Source organism: Catellatospora coxensis, from assembly GCF_016862635.1.
Lineage (GTDB): Bacteria > Actinomycetota > Actinomycetes > Mycobacteriales > Micromonosporaceae > Catellatospora > Catellatospora coxensis.
The window spans coordinates 1-10,149 of record NZ_BONI01000145.1; the positions used below are offsets into that span (position 1 = coordinate 1).

General features: G+C 72.4%; 7 protein-coding genes and 1 pseudogene. 3 read left to right on the top strand and 5 right to left on the bottom strand.

From position 1 onward, the window contains the following. Window positions 1–571 (top strand): annotated as a pseudogene (locus tag Cco03nite_RS41070) (hypothetical protein); the annotation flags it as partial. Between the two features lie 87 nt (window positions 572–658). Here the strand turns inward: Cco03nite_RS41070 and Cco03nite_RS41075 are convergent. Genes Cco03nite_RS41075 through Cco03nite_RS41090 form a run of 4 tightly spaced genes read right to left on the bottom strand, consistent with a single transcriptional unit; the run spans window position 659 to window position 3,711 of the window. Then, complete coding sequence (locus Cco03nite_RS41075) at window positions 659–868, bottom strand: 2TM domain-containing protein (RefSeq protein ID WP_203699467.1); 210 nt, start codon at window positions 866–868, stop codon at window positions 659–661. After that, window positions 858–1,571 (bottom strand): alpha/beta fold hydrolase, encoded by a 714-nt coding sequence (locus Cco03nite_RS41080; protein ID WP_239168075.1) that lies wholly within the window; start codon window positions 1,569–1,571, stop codon window positions 858–860. Before Cco03nite_RS41080 ends, Cco03nite_RS41075 begins: the two co-directional genes overlap by 11 nt. 6 nt (window positions 1,572–1,577) lie before the next feature. Further along, window positions 1,578–2,855, bottom strand: a complete 1,278-nt coding sequence (locus tag Cco03nite_RS41085; RefSeq protein WP_203699468.1) for an MFS transporter — start codon at window positions 2,853–2,855, stop codon at window positions 1,578–1,580. Between the two features lie 10 nt (window positions 2,856–2,865). After that, on the bottom strand, window positions 2,866–3,711 hold the full coding sequence (locus Cco03nite_RS41090; RefSeq protein WP_203699469.1) for an alpha/beta fold hydrolase: 846 nt from the start codon (window positions 3,709–3,711) through the stop codon (window positions 2,866–2,868). Between the two features lie 185 nt (window positions 3,712–3,896). On the opposite strand from Cco03nite_RS41090, the gene Cco03nite_RS41095 reads away from it, so the two are divergent. Together Cco03nite_RS41095 and Cco03nite_RS41100 are read left to right on the top strand one after the other, a co-directional pair. Next, window positions 3,897–4,403: a monooxygenase family protein gene (locus tag Cco03nite_RS41095; protein ID WP_203699470.1), complete on the top strand. Its 507-nt coding sequence runs from the start codon at window positions 3,897–3,899 to the stop codon at window positions 4,401–4,403. Between the two features lie 272 nt (window positions 4,404–4,675). Next, the gene (locus Cco03nite_RS41100; RefSeq protein WP_203699471.1) at window positions 4,676–5,947 is read left to right on the top strand and encodes a helix-turn-helix domain-containing protein; all 1,272 of its coding nucleotides are present in this window, start codon (window positions 4,676–4,678) and stop codon (window positions 5,945–5,947) included. 190 nt (window positions 5,948–6,137) lie between these two features. Here the strand turns inward: Cco03nite_RS41100 and Cco03nite_RS41105 are convergent, their stop codons facing one another. Continuing rightward, on the bottom strand, window positions 6,138–9,719 hold the full coding sequence (locus Cco03nite_RS41105) for a S8 family serine peptidase (protein WP_239168076.1): 3,582 nt from the start codon (window positions 9,717–9,719) through the stop codon (window positions 6,138–6,140). Between the last annotated feature and the right edge of the window lie 430 nt (window positions 9,720–10,149).

Sequence of the window (10,149 nt, forward strand, 5' to 3'; positions counted from 1 at the left end):
GGAGCTGCTGGAGGTCGCCGCGTTCCTCGGCCGCGACGTCGACCTCCGGCTGCTTTGCCGCGTCGCCGGCGTCGAGCCTGCCGACTGCGTGGAGCGCCTCGAACCGCTGCACGCGCTCGGCCTCCTCGAGACCAGCCCGGACGACCCGTCGACGGTGCGGTTCACGCACGACCTAATCCGGGAGTCGATTTTCGAGACCGCGACCCGGCAGCGGGCTGTCCGGCTGCATCTGGGCGTCGCGGACGCGCTCGACGACCTCCACGCCGGTGACGAGGCCGTCGCCGAGCGCCTCGCCTACCACCTGCGGGCCGCCGGCCCTCTCGCCGACCCGGCCCGCACCGCGGCGGCGCTCGTGCGCGCCGGCCGCCGCGCCGGAGGCGGCATACCAGTCGGCCGACCGCCGGTCGCGGCTGCCCCCGGTTCGGCGTGGCCACGACGACTGGCCGGGCGCCGGCGGCAGCGGCGAAGGATCGGTGCGCCGGGAGGCCCGCCGAGCCGCCGCCTTGCAGAAGCGGGCAGATCTGCTGCGGGCCCCCGGCCCGCCGGCGAATGCGGTCCGGGCCGCGACTGAACTGGCCCGGAACTGATCCGGCAGCGTCCGGGCCACCACCGCGGTGGACCCCGGACGCTGCCGGCCGGCTGCCGCCGCTGTGCGATCTCAGGTGCTGATCAGCTTGCGGGACGCAGCACGGACCACCCAGAGGTGGGCCACCAGCCCGGCACCCCAGCCCAGGATCGACCAGACAGGCCAGAAGTGCTGTTCCGGCGTGAACAGCCGCCACACCAGGACCTGGATCACGTTGCCGGTGAGGTAGCACAGGACGTGCAGGCGCAGGCCCCACTTCATCGCGTTCTCGTTATTGCGCATGCTCGGTCGCCGCCCTGTCGATGAGGGCCACCGCGGTGGCCGGGTGTGAGACGAACACCAGGTGCGAGGCGCCTTCGACCACCTCGACGGTGGCGCCGGAGCGTTCGGCCATGAACTGCTGCGCCGCCGGCGGGATGATCCGGTCCGCGCCGCTGATCAGGTGGTAGTTCGGGATCGTGTGCCAGGCCTGCGGTCCGCCGGCCGGCTCGCCGAGGGCGGCGCCGGTGGCCGGGCGCTGCGTGATCGCCAGGACCGCGGCCTCCGCGGCCGGCAGGTCGGCCGCGAAATGCGCGTGGAACACCCGCGGGTCGATGTAGAGGTCGACGTGGCCGCCCGGCAGCGGCACCGGCTTCAGGGACTCGCCCACGGTGCTGCCGGGGAACTTCTCGACCAGCGCCTGCACGCTCTCGCCCGCCTCGGGCACGAACGCCGCCAGGTAGACCAGCGCCTTCACGTTCGCGTTCCCGGTGGCGGCCGCGGAGATCACCGCACCGCCGTAGGAGTGTCCGACCAGGACGATCGGACCCTGGATGCTGTCCAGCAGCGCCCGGACCTGCTCCGCGTCGGAGGAGAGTCCCCGCAGCGGATTCGGCGCGAGGGCCACCGGATAGCCGGCGGCGACCAGCCGCTCGGCGACCGGGCGGAACCCGCTGCCGTCGGCGAAGGCTCCGTGCACCAGCACGACGGTAGGTTTTGTGCTCATCATTCATCAACCTCTCGTTCGGACGACTTGGGAAACTGGTAGGACCTGCGGGGGCCGCGCTCTTCTCCTGGCCGGGGCGGCCACGGTCGCGAGGTACAGCAGGAGGCCGGCGGTGGTGAGGACGACACCGGCCCAGACGGTGGACAGGGTGCCCCAGCCGGCGTTGAGGGTGATCGCGCCGCCGATCGCGCCCAGCGAGTTGGCCAGGTTGAGGGCGGCGAGGTTGAGCGCGCCCATCAGGGTCGGGGCGTCCGGGGCGAAGGCGGTCAGCCGCACCTGGATGGTCGGGATCGCGAACATCATGGTCGCGCCGACGGCGAACAGGCACGGCAGCAGGATGACCAGATCGCCCCCGGTCACGCCGATCACCGCCAGGACCGCGAGGACCCCGCCGTAGCCCCAGATCAGACCGCGGTGCTCGTACCTGTCGGCGATGCTCCCGCCGAGCGAGTTGCCGACCGCCATGCCGACGCCGAAGACGGCGAGCGCGATCGGGATGAGCGACGCGTCGCGCCCCGCGGCGTCGGTGACGAACGGGCCGATGAACGTGTAGACGGCGAAGATGCTGGAGATGCCGAGCGCCGCGACGGTGACCATCAGCCAGACGTTGACCCGGCGCAGCGCGCCCAGCTCCTGCATGACGGAGCCGCCGCGCAGCTCGTCGGTGCGGGGCAGCCAGGCGATCAGGGCGATGCCGGCGAGCAGGCCGACGGCTACCACGGCCCAGTACATGACCCGCCAGCCGGCATGCTGGCCGATGAACGTGCCCAGCGGCGACCCGAAGATGGTGGCGACGGTGAGCCCGCCCATCACGGTGGCGAACGCCTTGCCGCCCTTGCCCGGCCCGTACACGTACGCGGCGACCACGGCGCCGGCGCCGAAGAACGCGCCCTGCACGCTGCCGGCGACGAACCGGAACACGACCAGCATCGTGATGTTCGGGGCGAGCGCGGACAGCCCGTTTCCCGCGAGGAACAGCACGATGAGGCCGAGCAGCAGGGCACGCCGGTTGACCCGGGCGGCGAGCAGGGTGATCGCCGGGGAACCGATCACCACCCCGAAGGCGTACGCGGTGATCGCGTACGTGGCGACCGGGATCGACACGTCCAGGTCGGACGCGAACAGCTGGATGATGCCGTTGCTGCCGAACTCGCCGGTGCCGATCGCGAAGGTGCCCAGCGCCAGCGCGAACAGGGTTCGTTTCGGCCCGCGGGTGGCCGGCTTCGCGGCCGTGCGCCGCCGTTCCTCGGCGGCGCACTGACCTTCGTATGCGTGCTTGTGCATTCTCCCGGCCTCAGCGGGCGGCGCGCACGATGAGCTCGGCTGTCACGGCCGGCTGGGCGATCATCGCGACGTGCGAGGCGTCCACCTCGATCGTGCGCGCACCGGCCCGCTGCGCCATGAACCGCTGCGCGGCGGCGGGCAGCACCTTGTCGTTGCGGGCGACCAGGTACCAGGAAGGAGTCGTCTTCCAGGCCGGGACACCGGACGGCTCCTGCAGCGTGCGCAGGTCGGCCGGCCGCTGACCGGCCCACATCAGGTCGGTGGACGCCGAGGGCACGTCGCCGGCGAAGACGTCCCGGAACACCGCTTTCTTGATGTACCCGTCGACGCCCGTGCCGTGGGGACGGATGTCCAGCGCGGTCTCGTCGAGCTTGCTTCCCGGGTATCTGGTCTGCAGGCCGAGCAGCGTCTCGCCCTGATCCGGTGCGAACGCGGCCACGTAGACCAGCGCCTTGACGTTCGCGTTGCCGGCCGCGGCGTTGGTGGCGACGATCCCGCCGTAGGAGTGCGCGGCGAGCACCAGCGGGCCGCCGATGGTGGCGAGGACGCTGGCCAGGTAGGCGGAGTCGGCGGCCACACCGCGCAGCGGGTTCGCCGGTGCGATGACCGGGTAGCCGGCGCGGATGAGCCGAGCCGCGACGTCGTGCCAGCCGGAGGCGTCGGCGAACGCGCCGTGCACCAGTACCACGGTGGGCTTCTGCGTGCCGTCGTGCCCTTCGAACGTCTGGGCGGCTGTCAAGGTGGGCTTCTGCGTGCCGTCGCTCCCTGCGTATGCCTGGGCGGCGGTCGCTCCGAGCGCGGCGCCGGCCGCGGCCGCGGCGGATCCGGCGAGCAGCGTACGGCGGGTGATTGTCATCAATGGGAGCCTTTCAGTTCCAGTTCGTTGACGAGTCGGCTCACCGTACGAATGCCTACTTGACGGGCACTGAACAAAGCCGTCCCCGCGACGCCGGCGGATCCGCGAAACAGTTCAGTACTCGTCAAGTAGGTGGATCTACCTTGGGGGAATCCGGACAGCGGAAAACCATTGAGGAGTTCGCGATGCCAACCCGAGTGAACCGGCAGACGGTCGATCTGTCTGCCTATCCCGACCTCCTGGTCCTGTACCTCGGTATGAGGGTGAACCACCTTTACGGGATCCGGACCTTCTTCAGCTTCGGCCGGAAGATCAGCGAGTCGGTGGCGGACAAACCCGACGGACTGCTGCTGCACGAGCCGGTGTACTACTCGTTCTTCCCGATGAACATGGGCATGCGCCAGTACTGGCGCGACCTGCCCTCACTACTCGCCTTCGCCCGATCGGAGCCGCACCGCCAGTGGTGGACGAGCTTCCTTCAGGACTCCGGCGGCACCGGCTTCTGGCACGAGACGTACTCCGTCAGAGGCGGCATGGAGGCCGTCTACGACGATGTGCCCAAGCCGCTCGGCTTTGGACGGTTCGCCGGGCTCCAGCGCGCCCGTGGGCCCATGTTCGGCTCCGCGGCCCGCCTGGGACGCTCCGAGAGCAGCAACCCGGCCGTCACCGAGACGGAACTCTATGGAGCTTAGTCAACCACGCCGTGGAACCTCGCCGAGGTGTCCCGGTGGGTGCTGCCGAACCGGGTGTTCGGCCTCGAACTCGGCTCCGCGGCGAACGACGTAGCGGAGCCGGCCGGGTACGCGGCGCGGCGGGGGGTCGCGCCGCGTACCCGTAGGCCGGCACCGGAGTCGTGCCCAGGCCGGTCGGCTTTCCGGGGACTGAATCGACCGTTCACTGAATGTCAAGTGCCCGTCCTTAGGTTCAGCCACACGCAGTCGGAGACGAGCGGGAGGGCGCGACCATGTTGATGCTCGAGCGTTGGGGACGCGCCATGGCGCGCCGCCGCTGGTGGGTGATCGGTGCCGCGCTGGCTTTCCTGACGGTCGGCGGTGTCTGGGGCTCCTTGGCCTTCGGCACGCTGATCACCGAAGGGCTCGACGACCCGCACGGTGACGGTTCCCGTGCGCTCGTCCGGGCCGTGCTGCTGGTCGTCGTCTTCGGCGGTGTGGCCGCGCTGAGCCTGCCCCCGACGATCGGGGGCCTGGCCGTTCTCGGCGCGTTCAGCGCGCTGCGTTCCGCGGAGCAGGAGGGAAGCTCGCGCGTCGGCGGGGTGTACGCCCAGGCCGCCGACGCTTCCTACGCGCGTGGCCGGTGGGACGAGGCGGTGGCCTACGCCGACCGGCTCGACCAGGAGCTGCTGGCCAACCCGTCGATCTCCTACCTGCACGCTGTCGCGGCGCGGATCGCGATACATCGGGACGACCGCGAGACCGCCGAGGCGAGGCTCAGGGCCGGAGGGTTCCTGAACCCCGCCGACCAGGGGCGCTGGGCCGGTGCCAGCGGACCCGTCGCCGACGCGCTGGCGCTGCTGGCCGAGAGCCGGGGCGACCTGGCCGAGAGCCTGGCACTGCGGGCGGCCTACCTGGACCTGCCGCCGGGGCCGGACCGCGCCGGCCGGTGCGACGAGGCGGTGTACCTGGTGCGCGCGGCGCTGGCGCAGGGCGAGCCGGCGCTCGCCGAGGCGGCCGCGACGGCGGTCGCCGCCGATCCGGACCCGTCGCCGCACCGGTCACTGGTGATCCGATTCTGCCGCGCCCTGGTCGCCGCCGACGCGATGGAACTGCACAGCGTGGCGGCGGATTTCGGCCACTCGGCGTGCCTGCACCATCGGGCGCTGGCGCTGGAAGAGGTGGCACGTGTGCTGGCTGAGCAGGGAGACCTGGCAGGCGCGCGGACGGCGTGCACCGATGCGCTGGCCGCCTGGCTGGATCTGGGCGCGACGTGGGACGCGCGCCGCCTGGAGGCGAGACTGCGGTCGTACGGCGTCCGGCGTGGTCCCCGGACCGTCTGCCGCCGACCCGCCGTGGGCTGGGACGCGCTGACCCCGAGCGAGCGTCATGTCGCGCAACTGCTCGCCCGAGGCATGTCCAACCCGGACATCGCCGCCGAGCTGTTCGTCACCCGCAACACCGTGCAGACCCATGTGTCCCGGGTGCTGACCAAGCTGCAGATGCGCTCGCGGATCGAGCTGGTCCAGCAGGCCGCCGCGATCGGGGAGACCGAGGGCCGGTGAGTGTCGTCGGGCTCGAAGTCGGGATCGCGGTCGATATCTGCGGCACCACCACGAACCCGGTCCACCGCCGCTGGTGAAGCCCCACCGCCCGCGCGGCGGTGGCAACCCGCACAGAGTTCCGGCCGGACAGGCATCGCCTGTCCGGCCGGAACCGTCACGGGTCACGTCGGCAGACCGCCGACCGGCGTGCTCAGCGCAGGCCGAAGGCCCGCACCACGGTCTGGGTGACCGTGTTGCCCGTCGTGTCGGCCGCGGTCACCCGCACCGAGACGAACTGCGCCGAACGCGGCGCGTCCAGCGCCGCCCGCCAGCCGCCGTCGCGCTGGGTCACCGCGGTGCGGTGCCAGGTGCGGCCGTCGTCGTAGGACACCTCGAGCCGGACGGTGCGGACCTTGCCCGCCCGGTAGGCGTCCGGGTGGTGCGTGGCCGTGACGGTGAGCGCGGCGTGCCGGTCGGCGCGACCGGCGAGGTCGGTGTCGACCGCGTAGTACACGCTCATCAGCGGCAGCCGCCGCGCCTCCTCGGCAGTGGCCTCGGCGTACGGGAACTCCCACGCCGTCTCGGTGCGCGTCGAGTACGGCGAGACCGCCTGCTGATCGGTCCTCGTGGTCACCCGGACCCGACCACCGCCCGGCGTGAGCTGCCCGTACACGGAGCTGCCGGGGTTCTCCACGATCAGGACACCGCCCTGGTGCAGGCTCGTGGTCTGGTCGATCTCGGCATTCCACACCTGGCCCATGTGGCGCGGGTCGGCGTCACCCCAGCTCGGCAGGTTCCAGATCATCACGTCGTTGCCCAGCTGCGTCGGCGTGCCCGAGAGGATGCCCTCGGTCAGCAGGGTGGGCCGGCCGACCGGCGCGAACCAGGTCACCTCATGCGGCTTGCCCGGCGGGTAGGTGAGCAGGTCCGACATGAGGGTGAGTTGGACCTCGCTCGCCTGCTCGAACCACTGGTTGCCATGGTCGGCCGATACCCAGTCGGTGCGCCGGCCCTGGGCGGGCGCGGCCAGCATCGGCCCGCTGAGGGCGGAGCCGGGCTGCTCCGGCGACACGTCGTAGCGGGTGGCGAAGACCGCGCCCGGGGTGGGATTGCGGTAGTCGACGTCGACGCGGGCCAGGTCGCGCGGCTGCGGCCGGTAGGTCAGGTCGGCCGGCACAGCCTTGCGGTAGCGGTGCACGAGGTCGTACACGTAGCCGGCCACGGGGTGGGAGGTCACGGTGTGCCGCACCGGGCCACGCCCGAGCCGCGCGATGAGCCGCTCACCCTGTCCGCGCCCGATGGAGGCCACCGGCAGCGCCGGGTTCGGGTTCTCCACGTCCCGCCAGGCGTCGAGCCGGCCGTAGCCGTCGTTGACCAGCAGCATCAGCTTGCCGCCCGCCGCGGCCACCGTCCGCGCCACGGCGTCGACGTCCAGCTGCGGGGCGTGCCGGACCACGGCCACCCGGCCGCGGACGCGGGCTGCGGCCACCGCGGCAGCCGAACCGTCGCCCGCGTACACCACCTCCAGCGCGGTGCTGCCGTCCGGCAGCGAGCCGGAGCGCGTCTGCACCAGCAGGTCGTCGTAGCGCTCGCCGTGGGCGCTCAGGGTCAGCGGCGGCTCGACCAGGCCCCAGCGGAAGCCGAGGCCGAACGTGCCCTGCCGCACGGGCTCGGTCGGGGTGGCCCAGATGCTGTGGTAGCGGCTGTCCACGAGGTAGTTGTCGAACAGCGGGTCCAGCTCGCCGTAGGTGCGGCTGAAGTCGACGCGGACCGCGGCGCGCGCGGTGTCGGCCTTGACGACGGCGCCGACCCGCTTCAGCTTGCGGGCGTCGAGCACCACGGTGCGGCTGCTGTCGCCGGCCAGCACGATTTCCGGCGCGTACAGCATGCCCAGGCCCAGGGTGTACGCGCCGTCGGTGTCGAGCAGCTCGGTGTACATCGAGGCGCTGTAGACGCCCGGCGGCAGCCGCAGGTCCAGCCGGCCCGAGGCGTCGACGACGTGCAGCTGCGGGATGGTGTTGCGAGTGATGTCCTTGAGGAGGATCACCCCGGACAGGCCCTTGCCGTCGCGGTCACGGGCCTGGAACGACAGGTCGGCCCGCTGTCCCTGCCGGTTCATGCCGACCAGCGTGTGCGCCAGCCGCGTCCCGTCGGGTCCGGCGGCGTCCACGGCGGCGTACGCGTAGTTGTCGTCGGCGATCCGGTCGAGGTCGAGCTGCACGGTCGCCTCGGCGGTGCCCCGCGCGGGCACGGTGACCCGGTCGTCGGCCAGCGTGAACAGGCCCGCCGGTGCGGTGGGGGCCCGCAGGGACAGGCTCAGGGTCACCGGGCTGTCGCCGGTGTTGGTGTAGGTGATCGTGCGGTCGACCTTGCTCTGCTGGTGCGGCCAGGTCAGCGCGGCGAAGTCGGAGCCGGTGGCGAAGAGGGTCGCCGCCACGGCCCCGGCGGCGTCGACGCGGCCGCTGCCGTCGCGGTACGGCTCCAGCCGCTGCGGGGCCCGGCTCGTGCTCATGAGCGCGTCCTTGAGTTGCTGCCCCGTCCAGTCGGGGTGCACCGCCGCGAGCAGGGCCGCGGCGCCCGCGACGTGCGGCGACGCCATCGACGTCCCGCTCATCGTGAGGTAGGGGCCCTCGCCCATGTCGGACTGCTGCGAACGTGCGGCGAGCACGTCGACGCCCGGCGCGGAGATGTCGGGCTTGAGCGCTTTGTCGCCGCGGCGCGGCCCGCCGCTGGAGAAGAACGCGACGCGGTCCTGGCTGTCGACCGCGGCGACGGTCAGCGCCGCGTCGGCGGCGCCGGGCGTGCCGACGGTTTCCAGGTCCGGACCCGAGTTGCCGGCCGCGATCGTGAACAGCGCGCCGGTCTCGGCGCTCAGCTCGTTGACGGCGCGGCTCTTCAGGTCGGTGCCGTCGGTCGGCTCGCCGCCCAGGCTCATGTTGATCACCTTGGCGTGCTGCTGCCGCGCGGCCCACTCCATACCGGCGATGACCCAGGAGTCCTGGCCCTCGCCGGCGTCGCTGAGGACCTTGCCGATGTGCAGCCGGACGCCGGGGGCGACGCCCCGCTCGCGGCCCTGCGACGCCGCACCCGTGCCGGCGATGGTCGAGGCGACGTGCGTGCCGTGGCCGTGCCGGTCGGCGACCTCCTCGCCCGGCACGAAGCTCTGCGCCTGCGCGATCTGCCCGACGAGGTCGGGGTGGGTCTGGTCGACGCCGGAGTCGAGCACCGCGACGGCCACACCCGCCCCGGTGTTGCCCGCCGCCCAGACCTCCGGCGCGCCGATCTGCGCCGTGGTGTCGGCCAGCGTGGCGCGGACCTTGCCGTCCAGCCACACCTTGGCCACACCGCCGCCGAGCACCGGCCGGCCGGTGGTGCGCAGGCCCGCGCCGGAACCGGCGGTCAGCGCCGACCAGAACCCGGCCGCGGCGGAGCGGTCCTGCTCGACCGCCGCGCTGTGCACGCTGTCGAGCGCCCGGACCTGTGTCGCGCCGGGCAGCGGCGTGCGGCGAGCAGCCGATTCGTCGTATTCGACGATCAGCGGCAGGTGGGACAGGCGCGCGTCGTCATAGCCGTCGGCGACCAGCCGGGTGATGTTGAACAGCTGCTCGTCGAGCAGCCCGGCGGCGACGTAGCGGGTCACGGTGTCGGGGTAGACGTAGGTGTCCGCGCCGGACGTGACGACGTGCGCGCCGACCGGCTCTCCGGACGGGCCGCGCACGACGGTGGTGCTGCGCCCGCCGGGCAGGCTGGACATGGTGACGCGGTCACCGTTGACCAGCGTCACGGTGCGCATGGCACCGGACCCCGGCGTCGGGGCGGGAGCGGTGGCAGAAGCCGCCACCGGTGCTGCGGAGGCCAGGCCCGCAGCCATGGCGAGCGCCAGGAGCGCTTGCGCCACGGCCCTGAGGCGGCGGGAGGGGGAACGAGGGGGCATCGATGTTTCTCCACTCAAACGAGACATGAACGCTCGAAGATCTTTTGCAACGTCGCAGTTCAGGGGGAAGCGAGAGGGGCGGCGAGGTGGCGGTCTCGGGTCAGCGGCTCCGGCTGAGGTGACATCCATGCCGCCTTTCACGATCGACTTCCGGGTGTACCGACCGGGTGGATCGCCCGAAGGTTCCGCTTGACCAGCAAAAACCCGTCCCGGAGTCGGTGATCTCCGTCGCAGGCGGGTCAACCGAGCGTGGAAAGGTCGGTGATCACCACGTTCGACAGGAGCGGGC

What these genes read in the sequence shown, in the direction of transcription:
- Cco03nite_RS41075 (WP_203699467.1), bottom strand. Translation starts at nt 868, where the DNA reads ATGCGCAATAACGAGAACGCGATGAAGTGGGGCCTGCGCCTGCACGTC.
- Cco03nite_RS41080 (WP_239168075.1), bottom strand. Translation starts at nt 1,571, where the DNA reads ATGAGCACAAAACCTACCGTCGTGCTGGTGCACGGAGCCTTCGCCGAC.
- Cco03nite_RS41085 (WP_203699468.1), bottom strand. Translation starts at nt 2,855, where the DNA reads ATGCACAAGCACGCATACGAAGGTCAGTGCGCCGCCGAGGAACGGCGG.
- Cco03nite_RS41090 (WP_203699469.1), bottom strand. Translation starts at nt 3,711, where the DNA reads ATGACAATCACCCGCCGTACGCTGCTCGCCGGATCCGCCGCGGCCGCG.
- Cco03nite_RS41095 (WP_203699470.1), top strand. Translation starts at nt 3,897, where the DNA reads ATGCCAACCCGAGTGAACCGGCAGACGGTCGATCTGTCTGCCTATCCC.
- Cco03nite_RS41100 (WP_203699471.1), top strand. Translation starts at nt 4,676, where the DNA reads ATGTTGATGCTCGAGCGTTGGGGACGCGCCATGGCGCGCCGCCGCTGG.
- Cco03nite_RS41105 (WP_239168076.1), bottom strand. Translation starts at nt 9,719, where the DNA reads ATGCGCACCGTGACGCTGGTCAACGGTGACCGCGTCACCATGTCCAGC.